The following is a 19,703-nucleotide window of genomic DNA, read 5'->3' on the forward strand; positions in this document are numbered from 1 at the left end:
ACAATGTCCCCGCTAAGTTCAAATGTCGCGGTGCCAGCTAAATACAAATGTCGCGTTTTGCACCGATGTTTGGCTTACTTTCATTCCGGTTGCGGGGTCGGGGCGGCGCAGCCGCCTCCCGTTCCCGCATGGCTTTTGCGCTGACTTCGAGAATCGCTTCGTTCATGTCGGTGATGCTCAGTGCACGTTGCTTCTTCAGTCCTTCAAGCGCTTTCTTGGCTCGAACCTGTTCACCACGATGCGTGCGTGACGGCGCATCGGAGGCACGACGATCATCGCGTTTGGCCTGCAGGAGTCGCGCAGCTTCGAGTGCATGTGCCAGCCGCTTGTTCTCGACTTCCGCACCCTGATCGATCCGTGCAATGCGGTCATACGTGGCGCAAGCGAGCACTTCGCCATCCGCCTGCACCTCGACCTCACCATCCGGGTACTCGACCACTTCAACCTGCTGGTGAATCAGCCGGCGGTTCGCAGGCGTGTCTTCCAACAAGTACATCACTCGGTCGTATTGCACCGTCAGCGCGTGCGTGACCTTGCGCCAGACGCGGTGCGTCAGGGACTGGCGGAGATCGTCATCGTCACGCAGCGGTCGATGGGCATCGTGATCGCTCTTGGGCGGGCGACCAAAACGGCGATTGAAATCGGCGATGAAGGAGGGCGCATAAGCGTTGGCTGCCTCCCAAGTGCTGATGTCCCGTAGCCGAAGCTCCTTGACCAGCCGGTCCTGTAGCGTCAGGTTGGCGCGTTCCACCCGTCCCTTGGCCTGACTCGTGTTCGCACAAAACGCGTCGATGTTCAGCTCGTACAAGGCCCGGCCGAATTGCGTCACGCCTTTGCCTGCCGTGCTCGAGCGGTTCTTGACGTAGAAGACGCCGGCCTTGTCGCTGTAGAAGGCGATCGGCTTGCCGTGGGTCGTTAGATACTTCGAGAGCGCCTCGAAATAGCTGAAGGTCGACTCGGTCGCGGTGAAATGCAGCGTCATCAGCCGACCCGTCGCATCGTCGATGAACACCAGCAGCGTGCAGGGCGGCGCCCGGTCTTCGAACCACCGATGTTCGCTGCCATCGATCTGGATCAGCTCGCCCAGACACGCCCGGCGATTACGCGGCTGATGAATCCGCGGCGGGCGCTGCTTGCGCGGCACCCAGAGCCCCGCGGCCGTCATCAGCGCGCGAATGGTCTCGACCGCCAGCTTGATACCGTGACACTCGGCTAACTTCTCGGCCGCCAGCGTCGGACCAAAATCCGCGTAACGCTCGCGGATCAGCGCGATCGCGCGCTGCGCCACGCCTTCAGGCAGCCGATGATTCCCCGCGCGCCCGCGCTTGCCCGACACCAGACCGCGCGCACCGTCTGCACAATAGCGCAGCACCAGGCGCTCGATCTGCCGCACACTCAGCCCCAGCCGTTCGGCAGCTTGCCCGGGCTTGAGCCGCCGCTCGGTCACGGCCTGAATCACTCTGAGCCGGTCCAACTCGCGCATCGACATCGTGATGGTCCCAGTGGTGTTCATCGCCAGCGCTCCTGAAACGCTTGTCTGGCAATGAACCTACGTCGAAACACGACATTTCTATCTGGCGGAAATGCGACATTTCTATCTGGGACCTACAAACAAAACATCGCTAATTTGTCTTATGTCAACTTAGTTAATCGCGCCGGAAGCATCACTTCATCTCCCGCACGCGCCCCAGCAAGAACGCCTTCTCGCGCGCATTCCTGGCAAGCGCCGCCGCGCGCGCAAACTCCTCGCGCGCCTCGTCCCGCCGTCCGAGCCGCGCGAGCAAATCCGCGCGCACGCCCGGCAGCCAGTGATAGCACTTCAGCGCATCGACGCCGCGCAGCCGGTCGACGATTCTCAGCGCCGCCAGCGGTCCATCCGCCATGCTCACCGCGACCGCGCGATTCAGTTCGACGACCGGCGTCGGCGCGACGTGCATCAACGCATCGTAAAGCGCGACGATCGCCGGCCAGTCCGTGTCGGCGGCGCTCGCCGCGCGCGCGTGACAGGCCGCGAGCGCCGCTTGCAGCGCATACACGCCGCGCGCACCGCCGAGCGCCTCGGCCCGAGCGAGCGCGGCGAGTCCGCGCCGGATCAGCAGCGGGTCCCATCGGCTGCGATCCTGATCCGGCAACAGGACCGGACGGCCTTCGCGATCCACACGCGCCTTCGTGCGCGACGCCTGCAATTCCATCAGCGCGACAAGTCCGTGGACCTCGCTTTCGTGCGGCATCAGTTCGGCCAGGATGCGCCCGAGCCGCAGCGCGTCCTCGCACAGCGCGGGACGCATCCAGTCGTCACCGGCCGTCGCCGCATAGCCTTCGTTGAAAATCAGGTAGATGACTTCCAGCACGGCCGAAAGCCGCGCCGTGCGCTGCTCCGCCTTCGGCACCTCGAACGGCACGCGCGCGGCCGACAACGCGCGCTTCGCCCGCACGATGCGTTGCGCGATGGTCGGCTCCGGCGCGAGAAACGCACGCGCGATTTCGTCGGTAGTGAGGCCGCCGATGAGCCGCAGCGTCATCGCCACGCGCGCATCCAGCGACAGCACCGGATGGCACGCCGTGAACACCAGCCGGAGCAGATCGTCGCCGATGTCGTCCTCGCGCGCGGCGTCGAGCGAATCGACGAAATCCGGGGTGATGTGGCGCTCCTGCGCGTCGAGATCGCGGCCCAGCTCTTCGTGTTTGCGCGCGTGGAGCGCGTGTTGCCGCAGCCTGTCGAGCGCCCTGTTCTTCGCCGTCGTCATCAGCCACGCTCCCGGTTTGTCGGGCACGCCCGCGACGCTCCAGTGCTCGAGCGCCGCGACGAACGCGTCCTGCGCCAGCTCTTGCGCGAGCGCCACGTCCCGCACGACGCGCGCCACGCTCGCGATCACCTTCGCCGATTCCATGCGCCATACCGCGTCGATGGTTCGCCGCGTCGCCGTTTCGCGCTCGTCCAATGGACCGCTCACGCCGCTTCCGCGCTCATGTGCACGAGTTCCCAGATGTGGCCGTCGAGGTCTTCGAAGCCGTGGCCGTACATGAAGCCGTGATCCTGCGGCGCGCGAGGCGCGCGTCCGCCGGCGGCGAGCGCCTTCGCGACGAGTTCATCGACTTCCGCCCTGCTCTCGCACGACAGACAAATCAGCGTTTCCACGCTCTCGTGCGCATCGACGAGCGCCTTATCGGTGAAAGTGCGAAAAAACGGCTCGACGAGCAGCATCGCGAAGATGTTCTCACCGATGACGAGGCACGCGGCGTCTTCGTTCGTGAAGGCCGGATCGAACGCGAGGCCGAGCGCCTTGAAGAAGGTCATCGAACGCTTGAGGTCCCGAACCGGGAGATTCACGAAGATCTGCTTGTGCATGGCGCGGCTCCGGTGTGACTGCTGTGCTTCCACGACGATCGGGCGAGGTAAAAATCGACATCGCGACATCGCCCTCACAAATAACACGGTCCGACCTTGCGGACTTCGACCGCACACCATGCCGCCGCCGGGCATTGCGCCGCGATCGCGACGGCTTCGGCGTGCGTCTCGCAGTCGAGCAGGAAAAAGCCGCCGATCATCTCCTTCGTCTCGGCGAACGGCCCATCGATGATTCTCGCGCGGCCATCGACGTTCGCCACGCGCGATGCATCCGCCAGGGACGTCAACGATTCGCATGCCCGCAGCACGCCGCGCGAACTCAGTTCCCCGGCGAACTCCGTCATCGCGCGATACGCCTCGCGCCCTTCTTCCGGCGTGCGCTCCGCACGCTGCCCGACCGGTTCGACGATGAGCAACAGAAAAGCCACGGCGGTCTCCTTTTTGATCGTTCGTGCCCAAATGAAGGTAAACCGTCAGGCGCTTATGGGCAACTCGCAATTGCAGGAAATGGTAGGACAATAGTCTCTATTTATCCTACGTTACACGAAGTTACGCCCTTTTGCGTGCCGACCGGCAGCAATCCGCGTACTATTTGCCCGCGTTTCGGAGCTGTCCCGCTTTCTGCGTAACCTCTACCGATTTCGCATCTGACCATCCGATGCCGTGCGCGCGCTGACGCCAACGTTTGCGCGCGCATGCTGTCTCGCCGGCCATCGCGTCCGGCACCTCTCCCAAAGAAAAATGAAGAAGAATCCTTTCCTGCTTTCGACGCTCGTCGTCGCGCTCGCCGGTTGCGGCGGCAACGACGCCTCCTCGCCCGCTTCGGTCACGAACGCGCAAAACGCATCCGCCGACGCGGCGTCCCCGAACACCGCCGACGCCGTCGCCAAGGCGAGCGCCAAAACCGCGCTGACGTGCGGCTCGCCGGCGGTGTCGTCGGCATCGGGCGGCGGCGCGAAGATCACCGCGGACACGCCCAGCAGCGACGGCTCGCGCATGTTCGCAACCGGCGCGAAGTTCCAGGTGGCGATCGTCACGCGTCCCGGTTCCGCCGACACGCTCAAATGGACCATCGCCGATGCGCTCGGCAAGACGGCCGCGAGCGGCAGTTTCGCCGCGCCCGCCGCCGCCACGAAAACCACCCTCACCTGCTCGTCGACGATCGCGGGCTACTTCGCGGTGTCCGCGACGCTCGCCGCTCACGGCGGACAAGTGCAGACGGCCGGCACGCGTCCGAACGGCATCGCGACCTTCGGCGTGATCCCGAACCTCGCGGGCGTGATTCCCGCCGTCACGTACACGAAGCAGGAGCAGCATCGCTTCGGCATGCAGGGCTTCAACGACAACGGCACGATGCTCGACGCGCTCGGCATTTCGTCGACGATCGACGACCGCCAGATGTTCGTGATGGAGCCGAACGGCCGCAACACCTTCAACCCGAACGCGAACAACCTCGACCCGTTCTACACGTCCGGCAAGATCATGCGTCTCGTTCGTCTCGACGGGATTCCCGGCAGCGCGAGCTCGCACGGCCTCAACCCGGACTACAGCTACGCTCCGAACGACCTCTCCTACTTCGCGAACTACATGAGCCGCGTCGGACAGGAAACGGAAGCGATCCGCGCGCGCTATTACCCGACGATGTCGGCGAACTACTATCAGGTGACGTGGGAGCCGATCACCACCTGGCAGGACACGGACGCGAACTTCGTCGCGCTCTACAAGGCGGCGTATCAGGGGCTGCATGCGAAAGATCCGCACGCGGTGGTGATGGGGCCGGCCGAGCCGTTCCCGTCGCTCACGACGGACCGCCTGAAAAGCCTCGCGCCGCTCGGCTACGCGAAGTATCTCGACGGCATCGCGACGCACGGCTATTACGACGCGGGCACGTCGCCGTCGCATCCGCCGGAGCGTCATCACACCGACGCGAATCCCGCCGATGCCGCGAACTCGCTGCTCAACGAAATGCGCAATCTGCGCGCGGAAATGGCGAAGGACTACAAGCCGAACATGAAGCTCTTCGTGACCGAGACGGGCATCAGCTACGACACGGGCGCGAAGTACGGCCCGAACTATCCGTCGCAGAACATTCTGTTCGCGCACGGCGCGGTGACGGCGCGCGCGCACATCATTCTGCTCGGCGAAGGCGCGGATCAGACCTACGTGTTCTTCGGCCCGGACTTTCCCGGCGAGCCGGGCTACGGCACGTTCTTCGATCTCGATCATCCGCAGGCGGAGTTCGGCACGACGAACATGAGCCCGAAGCCCGCCGCGATGGAAGTCGCCGCGATGACGCGCGTGCTCGACGGCACCACGACGCTCGGCCCGGTCAACCCGTTGCCCTCGGGCGTCTACGCCTACGCGTTCCAGCAACTCGGCAACGGCAAGATCATCACCGCGCTCTGGACGCACAACAACGCGGTCTGGCCGGCATCGAACGGCAGCTTCAGCGCGACTTACAGCACCGCGTACAAGCTGAATGTCGATGCCGCCGGCGCGAGCGGCACGGTGCAGATCATCGACGCGATGGGCAACGTATCGAGCGCGCCGTACACGAACGGCGTGGTGACGCTCACGCTCACGGAGTCGCCGCAGTATGTCGTCTCGACGAACGCGGACGTCGCGAAGAAGAACGCGACGAAGCCGCAGGGCTATGTGGGCATGTAAGTCGGCGTAAAGGCGCGCGCCGCGTTCCGCGATTCAGGGCGCGGCGCAACGAAAGCTCGCCGCGAGGCTGACGCTTCCCTTGCCGGCATAACGCGGATAGCCGGGATACCGGCAGATGGGCCGCGTGCGCCCGTTCGTGGCGGGCGCGATGTCGCTGCCGACGAGCGTCTCGGGCGCGACGCCGTTGGTCACCCAGTCGTCGAGCGCGCCGAGTTCGTCCCACGCGGGAATGAATACGCCGTTGCCGTGCTGAAAGCCCGGCACCATGTAGAGCCGCATGAACGAATCGACCGCTTCCTGTCCGTAACGCTCGATGAGCGCGCGGAAGAACGCGATCGTCTGGTTCGGGCTGATGACTTCGTCGGCGAGGCCGTGCATCGCGATGAGCTTGCCGCCGTGCGCGATGAACGCCGTGAAATCCGGGTTCATCGCGCCGACCGTGAAGGCGAGCGTGACGAGCCGCTGACGGTAGCGGCCCGGGTTGTCGATGTCGAAGGCGAGCGCGCTGTAAGCGGGATCGCGCGTGACGAAGTGGCGGATATAGGCATCGCCCTGCGCGAACAGATAGCCGTTGGCGGCGAACGTGGGCGGGTTCAGGAGCGTCGGTGAATCGCCGAGACCGAGCACGCCGGAGAAATCGACGCCCTGGAACACGTTGTAGCCGGGATAGTCGTCCACGCCATACGCGAGCGCATACGGCATCGTGAGGCCGTCGCGCAGCAGTTCGAGCGTGTCGAGCTGCGCGTCGGAAAGACAACTGTCGCGCAATGACGGACGCTGTCCGTTCGCGCATCGCAGCGACGCGATGATCTGCGGCTCCAGTTTCCTGCACGCTTCCACGTTCCCGACGATGCCGTCCGCGAGGCCGTCGAGCCTGTCGCACTCGTGCATGACCGTCTCGAACACGCGCCGCTGCTGCGCGAGCCCGACGAAGCCGCCCGGCTTCGCATACGACGCCTGTCCCACTTTCACGCCCAGAAGCCGCACGCCCGAGAAGTTGATGGCGGGCGCATTGGCGATCACGCCGTCGTAGTCGTCGGGAAAGCGTTCGATCACCGTGAAGCCTTCGCGCCCGCCCGTCGAGCCGCCCGCGAAATAGATCTTGTCCGGCTTGCGCCCGTAGCCCATGTCGATGAGCGCTAGCGCGACATCGCGCGTTTTCTTGAGATGCGCGAAGCCGAAATTGACGATGGCTTCGTCGTTCACCGCGAAGTCCGCGCGGCGCGAACTGCCGACGTGCCCGGAGTCCGACCCGAAGGTCGCATAGCCGCGCGCGAGCGGCGTCGAGTCGGGCGCGAAGGGCATCGGCTCCGTGCCGGAGACGAGCACGCCGTTGTAGCCGCCGCCGCCCATCTGCAGCGCGCGGCCGTTCCATCGGCTGGGCAGGTTCACTTCGAAGCGGATATCGGGCGTCGTCTCCTGAATGGCGCGCACGATCCCGGTGATGCGGCAGTACTCGCCGTTGCGATTGCCCGGCGCCGCCGCCTTCACGACCGACGCCGTGACGATCAGCGCGCCGCGCGTCGGCAGCCCGATGATCGCGGCGGGAACGGTCTTGCCGGCGAGGTCGTCGCAATGTTTCGTCACGTAGGCGGCGGCGTGCGCGCGGGCGAGCGGCATCAGCGCGAGCGCGGCGGCGAGCAATAGCGCGTACACGCGGCGCCAGGCATCTGCGGCAAAGAGACGGCGAACGGAAGGCACGGGCTGGAGTGGAGACCTGAGTGGACGGCTCAAGGGCCGCTCAATATATAAGAAGCGCTCTGCGATGACCATTCGGAGCCGCCATCCGGCGTTGCAGCGGCACAACCGCGCGCAAGCACGCTGCATGCCATAGCGTGCGCTACTCGCCGTCCCAGGCGCCGTCCCAGGCGCCGTCCCAGCCGCCGCGCAAGTCGCTGTCCTGCAATAGTTGAAGCAGCGTTTCGGCGGGCCGGCTCAGATGCTTCGCGCCGAACGCGATGAATTCGACTTCCGGCAAGTCCGGCAACTCCGCACGATTGACGGGCGGCGCGAGCCCGCGCCCGGCGAGGAAATGCGAGCGCACGGTAAGCCCGAGGCCGCCGCGCGCCGCCGCGATGCAGCCCGCGTGACTGCTGCTCGTGCAGACCATTTGCCAGCGCGCGCCGGTCATCGCGAGGGAATCGAGCACCACGGCGCGCGTGACGCTCGGTTCCGCGACGAGAATCAGCGGCAGCGGCAGACTCATATCGACGACGGTCCCCGGTTTCGCGAGCCATTCCAGCCGGCCGCTGAAAAGCCGCGTTCCGCGCGCATCGCCGAGACGGCGCTTGCCGACCGCCAGATCCAGTTCGCCCGCATCGAGCAGTTGATACAGCCGCCCGGTCATGCCGATGGTGATCTCCAGTTCGACGTCCGGATGCGTGTCGCGAAACGCCGCCAGCACGCTCGGCAGCGGCCCGAGCGCGAGATCGTCCGACGAACCGAGCCGCACGCGCCCGCGCAGCCGCGGCGAGCTGAACTGCGATTGCGCATGCGCCATCGCTTCGAGGATCACGCGGGCGTGGACGAGCATCGCCTCGCCGTCGGCGGTGAGCGCGAGCGAATGCGTGTCGCGCACGAGAAGCCTGCGCCCGACGCTCTCCTCCAGGCGCCGGATATGCTCCGACACGCTGGACTGCCGCAGGCCGAGTTGACGGCCCGCCTCGGTGAAGCTGTTCGACCCGGCCACGGTCGCGAAGGTGTTCAGCCAGAGCGGATTGAGCATGGCGGCATTGTCATCGGAAAATCCGATCGCAGTCAATGCGGTTAGCGGGCTTCCCGATAACGTGCCCGGTCACTAAAATTTCACGGTCGCGCTGCAACCGGCCGCGCGCCCCGCCTCATCACTTCTCCCCATGACAAGACAGTCTTCGCACACGGCGCTTCTCTGGATCGTCGCCGTGGGCTTTTTCATGCAGGCGCTCGACACGACCATCGTCAATACGGCGCTGCCTTCCATCGCGCGCGATCTGCACGCCGCGCCGCTCGCGATGCAGTCGATCGTCGTCGCCTACACGCTCACGATGGCGCTCTTCACGCCCGCCTCCGGCTGGCTCGCCGACCGCTTCGGCACGCGCCGCGTGTATCTGGTGTCGATCACGCTCTTCGTGATCGGCTCGCTCGCCTGCGCAAGCGCGCATTCGCTGAATCAACTCGTGGTGGCGCGCGTGCTGCAAGGCATCGGCGGCTCGATGCTGCTGCCGATCGGCCGACTCGCCATTTTGCGTGCCGTAAGCGGCGAAGCCTACGTCTCCGCACTCGCGATGATTTCGGTGGCCGGACAAGTCGGCCCCATTCTCGGTCCGACGCTTGGCGGCTGGTTCGTGCAGTCGTTCACCTGGCACTGGATCTTCCTCATCAACGTGCCGATCGGCGCCGCCGGTCTCTACGCGGTTCAGCGTTTCCTGCCGAACGACACGCTGCACGACGCCCCGCCTTTCGATTTCATCGGCTGCGGATTGCTGTCGCTGTGCATGGTGGCGTTCTCCCTCGCGCTCGACGGTCCGTTCGAGACGCATCGCGGCGCGGCTTCGGCGGTGCTGTTTCTCGTGGCGGCCGCCGCGGCGTTCGCCTACGTGCCGTATGCGCGGCGCCGGCGCAATCCGCTCTTTCATCTCGCGCTCTTTCGCGAGCCGAACTTTAGCGTGGGACTGATCGGCAACCTGCTGTGCCGCATCGGATCGAGCGCGGTGCCGTTTTTGCTGCCGCTTCTGATGCAGCTCGAGCTCGGTTATAGCCCGCTGCACTCCGGCATGATGATGCTGCCCATCGCGATCAGCGGCACGATCTCGAAGCGCTGGATCGCGCGGCTCGTCAAGCGCTTCGGCTACGACATGTTCCTGCTCGTGAACACGGCGCTCGTCGGCGCGTCTATCGTCGCGTTCGCGGCGTTTTCGCGGTCGCTGCCGCTCGCCGTCGAAATCGCGATCCTCGTGCTCTTCGGCGCATGCAATTCGATGCAGTTCGCCGCGATGAACAGCGTGACGCTCAAGGGCTTGTCGAAGAAGGATGCGGGCAGCGGCAACAGCCTCTTCTCGATGGTGCAGATGCTCGCCATCGGGCTGGGCGTGTCGATCGGCGGCTCGCTCGTGCAGGTCTTCGAAGGACACTTCGGCTCGACTTCCATCGGCTTCCGGCTGAGCTTCGTCTGCATGGGCGTCGTGACCCTGCTCTCGGGCGTCGTGTTCCGCCGGCTCGATGTCGAGCCGCGCACGCCCGCGCGGGCATCGGCGGCTCGCTGATCGGCGCGCTCTGCGGGCGGCCCGCATTGCGGCTATCCTGCGCGTTTCGACAGCCGTCTCACCCCTCTCCTGGAGCGCAACCGTGCAATACCGCAAATTCGGCAACACCGGACTCACCGTTTCGCGCCTCACGCTCGGCACCATGACCTTCGGCCTGCAAACGGAGGAAGCCGTATCGCGCAGCATCATGGACCGCGCGAGCGAGGCGGGCGTCAATTTCATCGATACCGCCGATGTCTATCCGCTCGGCGGCACGCACGATATCGTCGGGCGCACGGAGGAGATCGTCGGGCGATGGCTCGCGGGCAAGCGCGACCAGTTCATTCTCGCGACGAAGGCCGTCGGCGTGATGGGCCCGCTCGCGTGGAACAAGGGCGCGTCGCGCAAGCATCTGCTCGATGCGATCGATGCTTCGCTCACGCGCCTGAACACCGATTACGTCGATCTGTATCAATTGCACATGGACGACCGCGACACGCCGCTCGACGAGACGCTCGAAGCGCTCGATGTGATCGTGCGGCAAGGCAAGGCGCGCTATATCGGCGTGTCGAACTTTCTCGCGTACCGGCTCGCGCGGGCGCTCGGCCGCGCGGATGTGCTGCGCCTCGCGCGCTTCGTTTCCGTGCAGCCGCGCTACAACCTGCTCTTTCGCCAGATCGAGCGCGAACTGCTGCCGCTCGCGACCGAGGAAAGTCTCGCGGTCATTCCGTACAACCCGCTCGCGGGCGGTTTGCTGACGGGCAAGCACCGGCACGACGCCGCGCCGTCCGAGGGGCGCTTCACCGCGACGGTCGGCAAGGCGGGCGAGATGTATCAGGCGCGCTACTGGCACGAGCGCGAGTTCCAGACCATCGAGAAGCTGAAGGAAGCCGTCGCGCCGACCGGACGCTCGCTTGCGAGCACGTCGCTCGCGTGGGTGCTCGCCAATCCGGCGGTGACATCCGCGATCATCGGTGCGAGCCGTCCCGAGCAGCTCGACGACACGCTCGCCGCCGCCGATCAGCCGCTCGATCCCGAAATCAAGGCGAAGCTCGACGATGTGACCGCCGAGTATCGCTGGGGCGACGCGCAGCGCTGAGAGCGGCTCACGACGCTCGCGCCTGCCGCGCGCGGTACACGCCATCGAGCGAATAGAGCGCGAGCGCGCCCCAGATTGCGCCGTAGCCGAGCAGCTGATCGTGCCCGAACGCTTCTCCATAGATCACGACGCCGATCAGCAATTGCAGCGACGGCGTGATGTACTGGATGAGGCCGAGCATCGAAAACGGAATGCGCCGCGCGCCGGCGGCAAAAAGCAGAAGCGGCACGGCGGTGATGGGGCCCGCCGCCGCGAGCAGCACTTTCACGCCGAACGACGCCTGCCCGAAACCGCTCGCCCCATGCGAGCCGAGCAGAAAAAGATAGAGCAGCGCAACCGGGCATAAAAGCATCGTTTCGAGCGTCAGTCCTTCCAGTGCGCCGAGCGAAGCGGTCTTGCGCAAGAGGCCATAGCTGCCGAAAGTGAGCGCGAGCGCAAAGCTGATCCACGGCGGCGCGCCGTTCGCCCAGGTAAGGTAGACGACGCCGAGCGCCGCGACGATCACCGCGATCCATTGCACGGGCCGCAGGCGCTCGCGCAGAAACGCCATGCCGAATAGCACGTTGACGAGCGGATTGATGAAGTACCCGAGACTCGCCTCGACGATGCGCCCGTCGTTCACGGCCCAGATATAGATGCCCCAGTTCGCCGAAAGCAGCACCGCGCTCGCGGCGAAGCGCGCGAGGAGCCGCCTGTCGCGCACGACGGGAATGAGCCATTGCCAGTGCCGGCGCGCCGTCAGCACGATCAGCAGAAAAGCCATGGACCACGCCATGCGATGCGCGAGCATCTCGATGGCGCCGATCGAATGCAGCGCCTTGAAGTAGATCGGAAAGAGGCCCCAGATGGCAAAAGCCGCGAATGCGTAGACGACGCCAGGATTCATGGTTCGATGCGTGGCGCAGATGCCAGCGCTTTGGAGTTGCGCGCAAGGCATCTGCAAGGAATGGAACGCGGACTTTAGTCGACGCCGGCGCCTCTTTCGGCGAAATCCGCGGACCGCACGCGCACGCCGGGCGAGATTCCTGCTCGAAGCCATGCGCGAAAGCGCGCCCAGAGCGCGTGCTAGCATGACCCGCTAACCTTGCCCGTCTCCGGCGCCCCTCGCTAATGAACAACAATCCATCGGTTCACCAGAGCTTTTTCCATATCCTGCTGTTCGTCGTCACGTTCGCGCTCGGCTGGGTGCTGCTGCCCTTTTTCGGCGCGATTTTCTGGGGCGCGATCCTCGCCCTGCTCTTTCAGCCGATGCAGCGCTACCTCACCGTGCGCTTCGGGAAGCGCCGCAACCTGGCCGCGCTGGCGACGCTCGCTGCCGCGATCCTCATCGTCATCATTCCGGTGTCGGTGGTCGCGGTGACGCTCGTGCAGGAAGTCGCCCTCGTCTATACGCGCATCAAGAGCGGCGATCTGAACTTCGGCATGTACTTTCAGCATGCGCTTCATGCGCTGCCGGTTTCGGCCCAGCAACTGCTCGGACGCTACGGCCTCGACGACATCCCCGGCGTGCAGGCCAAGCTGATGGAAGGCGCTTCGCGCATCAGCCAGTTCGCGGCGGCGCAGGCGCTTCTGATCGGCCAGAACACATTTCAGTTCATCGTGAGCTTCGGCGTGATGCTCTATCTCGTGTTCTTTCTGCTGCGCGACGGCGGCGAAATCGGGCGACGCATCCGCCGCGCCATTCCGCTCGATGCCGCGCCGAAGCAGCACCTCATCGCGAAGTTCACCACCGTCGTGCGCGCGACCGTCAAGGGCAATATCGCGGTCGCTGCCGTGCAGGGTTTTCTCGGCGGCATGATCTTCTGGATACTCGGCATCAACGGCTCGCTCTTGTGGGGCGTGCTGATGGCGTTTCTTTCGCTGTTGCCGGCCGTGGGCGCGGCGCTCGTCTGGGCGCCCGCCGCGCTCTACTTTTTCATGACCGGCGAAATCTGGCGCGGACTGATTCTCGTGATCTTCTGCGTGGTCGTCATCGGCCTCGTGGATAACGTGTTGCGCCCGATTCTCGTCGGCAAGGACACGAAGATGCCCGACTGGGTCGTGTTGATCTCGACTCTCGGCGGCATGGCGCTATTCGGCATCAACGGGTTCGTGATCGGACCGCTCGTCGCGGCGCTCTTCATGGCGAGCTGGGACATCTTCACGCAGGACGAGGAAGCGCAGTAGCGCAAACACGAACGGCTCCGCGAAGGAGCCGTTCGTTTATTCGCAGCACACGGATTCAGCGCGAATTGGGCGCCGTGTACCGGCACTCGAAGCGCTTTCTCACGGTGCCGTTTTCATCGACGCTCTCCAGGTACACGTCGAATTGCCACAAGCGCGCCATGTGCTTGAGCACTTCGTCGCTGTCGTTGGAGAGATGGCGGTTGTCCGTCATGAAGTGACGCAGCGTGAGGCTGCGGTCGCCGCGCGTGTTGACCGAATAGACTTGGATGTTCGGCTCGCGATGATGAATGTCGTACTGCCTCGACAACGCCTGCCGCACATAGCGGTAGCCGCTTTCGTCGTGGATGGCGGAGACTTCGAGCGCATCGCGCATGTCGTCGTCGAGAATCGAGAAGAGGCGCATCTCGCGAATCAGATGCGGCGACAAATACTGCGCGATGAAGCTCTCGTCCTTGAAATTGCGCATCGCGTAGTGCAGCGATTCGAGCCAGTCGCTGCCGGCGAGGTCCGGGAACCACTCGCGGTCTTCGTCCGTCGGGCTCTCGCAGATGCGGCGAATGTCGCTCATCATCGAAAAGCCGAGCGCGTAAGGATTGATGCCGCTGTAATACGGCTTCGTGACGGGCGGCTGATACACCACGTTGCTATGCGAATGCAGGAACTCCATCATGAAGCCGTCTTCGAGGCGGCCTTCGTTATAGAGCGTGTTGAGCAGCGTGTAGTGCCAAAACGTCGCCCAACCTTCGTTCATGACTTGCGTCTGCCGTTGCGGATAAAAATACTGCCCCACCTTGCGCACGATGCGAATGACTTCGCGCTCCCACGGCTCCAAAAGCGGCGCGTTCTTCTCCGCGAAATACAGCAGGTTTTCCTGCGGCTCCGGCGGATAACGGCTTTCCATTTCTTCCGCGGACGGCGCCTTCCTGTTGGGCAGCGTGCGCCACAATTCGTTGACTTGTGATTGCAGATACGCTTCGCGCTCGCGCCGCATCGCGGCTTCTTTCGCAAGCGAGAGTTTCTGCGGGCGCTTGTAGCGGTCCACGCCGTAGTTCATCAGCGCGTGGCATGAATCGAGCAATTCCTCGACGCGGTCCAGCCCATGACGTTCCTCGCACTCCGCGATGTAGTTCTTCGCATAGACGAGGTAGTCGATGATCGCGTGGGCATCCGTCCACAGCTTGAACAGATAATTGCCCTTGAAAAACGAGTTGTGCCCGTAAGCGGCATGCGCGATGACGAGCGCCTGCATCGTCATCGTGTTCTCTTCCATCAGATACGCGATGCAGGGATTCGAATTGATGACGATCTCATACGCGAGGCCCATCTGCCCGCGCCGATAGCTTTTCTCGGTCGAAAGAAAGTGCTTGCCGAACGACCAGTGCCGATAATTCACCGGCATGCCGACGGACGCATACGCGTCCATCATCTGCTCGGCGCTGATGATCTCGAGTTGAATGGGATAGACATCGAGCCCGTATCGGTTCGCGACGCGCGAGATCTCCGCGTCGTATTCCTCGATCAGCTCGACGCTCCAGTCCGATGGGCACGGCAGCGGCCGCCGTTGTTCTGCAACGTTCATCCTGCCTTCCTTGTGCGCCCCGTCGGACGCATTGCGTTGCCCCGCTTCCGGCCCGAGTTTCGAAGGCGCACGATCGTCCGTGCCGTCCAGATGATACCCACGCGCTTCGTTGTTCAAGTGCCCTGTCGTCATGCGGCCGCCTGTTGTTTTTCGAAGAGTTCGCGGAACACCGGATAAATGTCCGAGGCCGAATCGACTTTCTTCATCGCCAGTTCGGGCGCGCCGGCTGCCAACTGAGCATACTCCAACCAGAGATTCTGCTCCTCTGGCGCCACCTGGATATAGGCAAAATACCGTACCTTCGGCAGGATGTCGTCGGCCAGGAGCTTGCGGCACTTCGGGGAATCGTCGGTCCAGTTGTCGCCGTCCGAGGCCTGCGCGCCGTAAATGTTCCATTCGGTCGGCGAGTAGCGCTCGTCCATGATCTTCTTCATCAGTTCGAGCGCACTCGACACCACCGTGCCGCCGCTTTCGGTCGAATGGAAGAACGTGTCCTCGTCCACTTCTTCGGCGCGCGTATGGTGCCGGATGAACACCACTTCGATCTTCTCGTAGTTCCTCTGCAGAAAGAGATACAGGAGGATGAAGAAGCGCTTCGACAGGTCTTTGCGCTGCTCGTCCATCGAGCCGGAGACGTCCATCAGACAGAACATCACCGCCTTGCTCGACGGCGTGGGCTGCTTCACGCGATTGACATAGCGCAGATCGAACGGATCGATGAACGGAATGCGCGTGATGCGTCCCTGCAGGATGACGATATCCGCTTCGAGCCGCGCGATGTCGTCGGGATTGCCGTCTTCTTCCTTGAGCTGTTCGAGCTGACGCTCCATCTCTCGCAACTGGCTCGCGAGCGGCCAGCCGAGCGCGATGCGACGCCCGAGCGCCGAGCGCAGCGATCTCACCACGTCGATGTTGTTCGGCGTGCCTTCGGCCGCCCAGCCCGCGCGCACGTTCTTCCATGTCGGCACGGCGAGCAGTTGCGTCTTCACGAGGCGCGGCAGTTCGAGATCGTCGAAGAAGTACTGCATGAATTCCTCGCGCGAAAGCTCGAAGACGAAGTCGTCCTGCCCTTCGCCTTCGTTGCTCGCGCTTTTTCCGCCGCCGCCCGAGCCGCCTTGCGGACGCGGTATCTTGTCGCCGCGTATGTAGTCGGCGTTGCCCGGATGCACATATTCACGCTTGCCGCCCGGCCCGTGCCGGAACGACGGCTCCGCGATGTCCTTCTTCGGAATCGTGATGCTCTGCGTGCTTTGAATGTCCTTGATGCTGCGATCGCGCACCGCGTCGGAGACCGCGCGGCGAATGTAGTTCTTCACGCGTCGCAGAAAGCGTTCGCGGTTCGCGATGCTCTTGTTCTTGCCGGCTAACCTGCGGTCGATGATTTGGTGCAGCACATTCAGTCTCCCGCTTGATTGGCGAATGTGCGAGGCGCTTCATGAACTGCCGGGCGCACCGCGCGACCTGCCGGCGTCTCTTGCCGGCGTCGCTCATTCGCAAAGTGCCCGCGCCGCCGTCCGTATTTCAACGACGCATGCCAACGACGCATGCCAGCGGCGCGGACCTGCAACTACGGCTTCTCGCTTACGACGACTTGCGCACGCGCAGATACCAGTCGCACAAGAGCCGAACCTGCTTCGGCGTATAGCCCTTCGCGACCATGCGATTGACGAAGTCCTCGTGCTTCCTCTGCTCTTCCGCGGAACCCTTTGCATTGAACGAGATGACCGGCAGAAGTTCTTCCGTGTTGGAGAACATCTTCTTCTCGATCACGACGCGCAGCTTTTCATAGCTGATCCAAGCGGGATTCTTGCCACCGTTGGCCGCACGCGCGCGCAACACGAAGTTCACGATCTCGTTGCGGAAGTCCTTCGGGTTGCTGATGCCCGCGGGCTTTTCGATCTTCTCCAGTTCCGCATTGAGCGCGGCGCGGTCGAAGCTCTCGCCGGTGTCGTGATCGCGGAATTCCTGATCCTGAATCCAGAAGTCCGCATACGTCACGTAACGGTCGAAGATGTTCTGCCCATACTCCGAATACGACTCCAGATAAGCCGTCTGAATTTCCTTGCCGATGAACTCCGCATAGCGCGAAGCGAGGACGTCCTTGATGAAGGACAGATACTTCTGTTCCGTCTCCGGCGGGAACTGCTCGCGCTCGATCTGCTGTTCGAGCACGTACATCAGATGCACCGGATTGGCGGCGACTTCCGTCGAATCGAAGTTGAAGACGCGCGAGAGAATCTTGAACGCGAAGCGCGTGGACACGCCCGTCATGCCTTCGTCGACGCCCGCGAAATCGCGGTACTCCTGATACGACTTCGCCTTCGGGTCCGTGTCCTTCAGGTTCTCGCCGTCATAGACCTGCATCTTCGAGAAGAGGCTCGAATTCTCCGGCTCGTGCAGACGCGTGAGCACGGCCATCTGCGCCATCATCTTGAGCGTGCCCGGCGCGCATACGGCTTCGGCGAGCGACGAATTGCGCAGGAGCTTCTCGTAGATCTTCACCTCTTCGCTATAGCGCAGGCAGTACGGCACCTTCACCACGAAGATGCGATCGAGCAGCGCCTCGTTGTTCTTGTTGTTGCGAAAAGCCTTCCATTCCGATTCGTTCGAGTGCGCGAGGATGACGCCGTCGAACGGTATCGCGCCGAAGCCTTCCGTGCCCTTGAAGTTGCCTTCCTGCGTGGCGGTCAGAAGCGGATGCAGCACCTTGATCGGCGCCTTGAACATTTCGACGAATTCGAGCAGGCCCTGATTCGCGAGGCACAGGCCACCCGAATAGCTGTAAGCATCGGCGTCGTCCTGCGAATAAGTTTCGAGCTTGCGGATATCCACCTTGCCGACGAGCGAGGAGATGTCCTGATTGTTCTCGTCGCCCGGCTCCGTCTTCGCGATGCCGATCTGACGCAGTATCGACGGATAGCGGCGCACGACGCGGAACTTGCGGATGTCGCCGTTGTATTCATGCAGGCGCTTCACGGCCCACGGCGAGAGAATGCTCTTGAGATAGCGGCGCGGAATGCCGTATTGCTCCTCGAGCACGGGACCGTCTTCGTCATAGTCGAAGAGTCCCAGCGGCGATTCGTTGACGGGCGAGCCTTTCAGCGAATAGAACGGCACGCGTTCCATCAGTTGCTTCAGACGCTCGGCGATGGAGGACTTGCCGCCGCCCACCGGACCCAGCAGATACAGGATCTGCTTCTTCTCTTCCAGACCCTGCGCCGCGTGCCTGAAATACGACACGACGTTCTCGATCACATCCTCCATTCCATAAAACTCGCGGAACGCCGGATACACCTTGATGACCTTGTTCGCAAACACACGCGATAAACGCGGATCGAGGCGAGTGTCGACCATTTCCGGTTCCCCGATGGCCGTCAGCATGCGTTCGCCCGCTGTTGCATATGTGGCAGGATCTTCCTTGCAGAGCGCGAGATACTCTTCGAGCGAGAATTCCTCCTCGCGGGTTTTTTCGAAGCGGGTCGCGAAACTGCTGTAGATATCCATGCTACCTCCTCGCCGAAGTCAGAAAGCCTTGATCGTCTCAACGCGCGTTATCGAAACGACATCGCTTGAATTCATCCTAAACCCTTTCGAATTTTTTTTCACGCACTTGCTTGGGTGATTTGCCTGGAAGGTGCCCGGAACAATCACCAGCTTGGTGAGTTATTTTCGTTCACCTACAATCCATAGTCCCAGAGCAGTGAAATGCAACGTCACACTGCAACGCTTCACTCCATCACGTCATCCTATGCTTGCAGTGCGCGTTGCATGTTCGCTGTGCCGCGCGTCGCTCGCCTCTTCATCGCGTCCTTCCGCCAAAGCGTGCGCAGTGCTTCGAGCGCTCAGGAGCGGCTAAGTCAATACGAGTTCCAGTTCGCCGATGCGATCGATCGCGCCATGCACCATCGCCGGCCCTTCGACGCGATACGCGCCCGTATATGAGCCTGTCGTGATGGTCCAGAACGGCTCGACGGTGAGCCCCATGCGCGAGCAATGATTGACGAGCCACGGCAGCAGTTCGCGCGGATCGCCCGCCGGATTGCCGAGGGCTTCCGGAGCAATCCCCACGCCATCGAGCGTCAGTTCGAGGCGCGGCGCAAGAAAGTCGAAGCCTGGCGCGACGACGTCGTAAGGTTCCATGCCGCTCACGATGAGCGCGCCGTTGTTCTGCGAATCCGCGAGTTGCGCAAGGGGATCGAGATTGGGCCATTGCGCGAAACGGCTATCGACTATTTCTAGCGCGACGGCAATGCCCCCTATCGACGCAAGGACTTCGGCGCGCGTGTACGGATCGTTTTTCGGCGGCAAGGCGTAGGCGAAGCGAAACGCGATCTCGAGTTCCACCAGCACGCGAAAGAAGCCGTCGAACGGCAGCCGCGCGGGCGAAACATAGACGCATTCGGCATCGATGGGAGCGCCTGTCGCGAGCGCATCGGGCGCGCGCGCGCCGATCTTCCATGCGCCGATGCGTGCCTTCGTGCCGCGCAGGACTTCGTGCTGGATCGCATAGGCCGTGGGCGCATCGGCGGGAACGTCGCGTTGTTCGAGCGTCGCGATCCATTCGCGCTGACGCCGCGCCGCGACGAGCATCGCGGCAAGTGTCGATCCGGTCATGTCGATATC

At 63.5% G+C, this 19,703-nt stretch carries 15 protein-coding genes; 4 read left to right on the forward strand and 11 right to left on the reverse strand.

Annotated elements, in window-relative coordinates; all coding sequences use genetic code 11:
• Positions 1-37 precede the first annotated feature (37 nt).
• The 4 genes from LDZ27_RS07210 to LDZ27_RS07225 form a co-directional block, all read right to left on the reverse strand.
• Positions 38-1,513 (reverse strand): ISNCY family transposase, encoded by a 1,476-nt coding sequence (locus tag LDZ27_RS07210; RefSeq protein WP_370653378.1) that lies wholly within the window; start codon positions 1,511-1,513, stop codon positions 38-40.
• A gap of 151 nt (positions 1,514-1,664) precedes the next feature.
• Complete coding sequence (locus tag LDZ27_RS07215; RefSeq protein ID WP_244816070.1) at positions 1,665-2,891, reverse strand: RNA polymerase sigma factor; 1,227 nt, start codon at positions 2,889-2,891, stop codon at positions 1,665-1,667.
• A 59-nt stretch (positions 2,892-2,950) separates the two neighbouring features.
• Complete coding sequence (locus LDZ27_RS07220; protein ID WP_244815992.1) at positions 2,951-3,349, reverse strand: VOC family protein; 399 nt, start codon at positions 3,347-3,349, stop codon at positions 2,951-2,953.
• 74 nt (positions 3,350-3,423) lie between these two features.
• Positions 3,424-3,777, reverse strand: coding sequence for a YciI family protein (locus LDZ27_RS07225; protein ID WP_244815993.1), 354 nt, complete (start codon positions 3,775-3,777; stop codon positions 3,424-3,426).
• Positions 3,778-4,090: 313 nt separating this feature from the next.
• Here LDZ27_RS07225 and LDZ27_RS07230 point away from each other — a divergent pair, with 313 nt between their 5' ends.
• Entirely contained in the window at positions 4,091-6,016 is a 1,926-nt protein-coding gene (locus LDZ27_RS07230; RefSeq protein WP_244815994.1) for a hypothetical protein, read from the forward strand.
• 33 nt (positions 6,017-6,049) lie between these two features.
• On the opposite strand, the gene LDZ27_RS07235 is transcribed toward LDZ27_RS07230, so the two are convergent.
• Both LDZ27_RS07235 and LDZ27_RS07240 read right to left on the reverse strand, forming a co-directional pair.
• Positions 6,050-7,789 carry a tannase/feruloyl esterase family alpha/beta hydrolase gene (locus LDZ27_RS07235; protein WP_370653379.1) on the reverse strand — a complete coding sequence of 580 codons (1,740 nt, stop codon included), beginning with the start codon at positions 7,787-7,789 and terminating at the stop codon, positions 6,050-6,052.
• Between the two features lie 67 nt (positions 7,790-7,856).
• Positions 7,857-8,741, reverse strand: coding sequence for a LysR family transcriptional regulator (locus LDZ27_RS07240; RefSeq protein ID WP_244815995.1), 885 nt, complete (start codon positions 8,739-8,741; stop codon positions 7,857-7,859).
• 130 nt (positions 8,742-8,871) lie between these two features.
• On the opposite strand from LDZ27_RS07240, the gene LDZ27_RS07245 reads away from it, so the two are divergent.
• The gene (locus tag LDZ27_RS07245) at positions 8,872-10,257 is read left to right on the forward strand and encodes a DHA2 family efflux MFS transporter permease subunit (protein WP_244815996.1); all 1,386 of its coding nucleotides are present in this window, start codon (positions 8,872-8,874) and stop codon (positions 10,255-10,257) included.
• A gap of 82 nt (positions 10,258-10,339) precedes the next feature.
• A complete protein-coding gene (locus LDZ27_RS07250) occupies positions 10,340-11,335 on the forward strand; it encodes an aldo/keto reductase (protein WP_244815997.1) in 996 nt (331 codons plus the stop codon).
• Between the two features lie 7 nt (positions 11,336-11,342).
• Here LDZ27_RS07250 and rarD read toward each other — a convergent pair whose 3' ends face one another.
• Entirely contained in the window at positions 11,343-12,221 is an 879-nt protein-coding gene (gene rarD, locus LDZ27_RS07255) for an EamA family transporter RarD (RefSeq protein WP_244815998.1), read from the reverse strand.
• 224 nt (positions 12,222-12,445) lie between these two features.
• Here rarD and LDZ27_RS07260 point away from each other — a divergent pair, with 224 nt between their 5' ends.
• On the forward strand, positions 12,446-13,501 hold the full coding sequence (locus LDZ27_RS07260; protein ID WP_244815999.1) for an AI-2E family transporter: 1,056 nt from the start codon (positions 12,446-12,448) through the stop codon (positions 13,499-13,501).
• A gap of 55 nt (positions 13,502-13,556) precedes the next feature.
• Here the strand turns inward: LDZ27_RS07260 and LDZ27_RS07265 are convergent, their stop codons facing one another.
• The 4 genes from LDZ27_RS07265 to LDZ27_RS07280 form a co-directional block, all read right to left on the reverse strand.
• Positions 13,557-15,212 (reverse strand): SpoVR family protein, encoded by a 1,656-nt coding sequence (locus LDZ27_RS07265; RefSeq protein WP_244816000.1) that lies wholly within the window; start codon positions 15,210-15,212, stop codon positions 13,557-13,559.
• A complete protein-coding gene (locus LDZ27_RS07270) occupies positions 15,209-16,474 on the reverse strand; it encodes a YeaH/YhbH family protein (RefSeq protein WP_244816001.1) in 1,266 nt (421 codons plus the stop codon). The genes LDZ27_RS07265 and LDZ27_RS07270 overlap by 4 nt, the downstream gene beginning before the upstream one ends.
• A 187-nt stretch (positions 16,475-16,661) precedes the next feature.
• Entirely contained in the window at positions 16,662-18,584 is a 1,923-nt protein-coding gene (locus LDZ27_RS07275) for a PrkA family serine protein kinase (RefSeq protein ID WP_244813468.1), read from the reverse strand.
• 348 nt (positions 18,585-18,932) lie between these two features.
• A complete protein-coding gene (locus tag LDZ27_RS07280) occupies positions 18,933-19,694 on the reverse strand; it encodes a 2-keto-4-pentenoate hydratase (protein ID WP_244813469.1) in 762 nt (253 codons plus the stop codon).
• Positions 19,695-19,703: the final 9 nt, after the last annotated feature.

Origin of the sequence: Caballeronia sp. Lep1P3, assembly GCF_022879595.1 — a bacterium.
Lineage (GTDB): Bacteria > Pseudomonadota > Gammaproteobacteria > Burkholderiales > Burkholderiaceae > Caballeronia.

Excerpts from the sequence above, each read along its gene's own strand:
- LDZ27_RS07210 (WP_370653378.1), bottom strand. The coding sequence starts at position 1,513 with ATGAACACCACTGGGACCATCACGATGTCGATGCGCGAGTTGGACCGG.
- LDZ27_RS07215 (WP_244816070.1), bottom strand. The coding sequence starts at position 2,891 with ATGGAATCGGCGAAGGTGATCGCGAGCGTGGCGCGCGTCGTGCGGGAC.
- LDZ27_RS07220 (WP_244815992.1), bottom strand. The coding sequence starts at position 3,349 with ATGCACAAGCAGATCTTCGTGAATCTCCCGGTTCGGGACCTCAAGCGT.
- LDZ27_RS07230 (WP_244815994.1), top strand. The coding sequence starts at position 4,091 with ATGAAGAAGAATCCTTTCCTGCTTTCGACGCTCGTCGTCGCGCTCGCC.
- LDZ27_RS07235 (WP_370653379.1), bottom strand. The coding sequence starts at position 7,789 with ATGGTCATCGCAGAGCGCTTCTTATATATTGAGCGGCCCTTGAGCCGT.
- LDZ27_RS07240 (WP_244815995.1), bottom strand. The coding sequence starts at position 8,741 with ATGCTCAATCCGCTCTGGCTGAACACCTTCGCGACCGTGGCCGGGTCG.
- LDZ27_RS07245 (WP_244815996.1), top strand. The coding sequence starts at position 8,872 with ATGACAAGACAGTCTTCGCACACGGCGCTTCTCTGGATCGTCGCCGTG.
- rarD (WP_244815998.1), bottom strand. The coding sequence starts at position 12,221 with ATGAATCCTGGCGTCGTCTACGCATTCGCGGCTTTTGCCATCTGGGGC.
- LDZ27_RS07260 (WP_244815999.1), top strand. The coding sequence starts at position 12,446 with ATGAACAACAATCCATCGGTTCACCAGAGCTTTTTCCATATCCTGCTG.
- LDZ27_RS07265 (WP_244816000.1), bottom strand. The coding sequence starts at position 15,212 with ATGACGACAGGGCACTTGAACAACGAAGCGCGTGGGTATCATCTGGAC.
- LDZ27_RS07275 (WP_244813468.1), bottom strand. The coding sequence starts at position 18,584 with ATGGATATCTACAGCAGTTTCGCGACCCGCTTCGAAAAAACCCGCGAG.
- LDZ27_RS07280 (WP_244813469.1), bottom strand. The coding sequence starts at position 19,694 with ATGACCGGATCGACACTTGCCGCGATGCTCGTCGCGGCGCGGCGTCAG.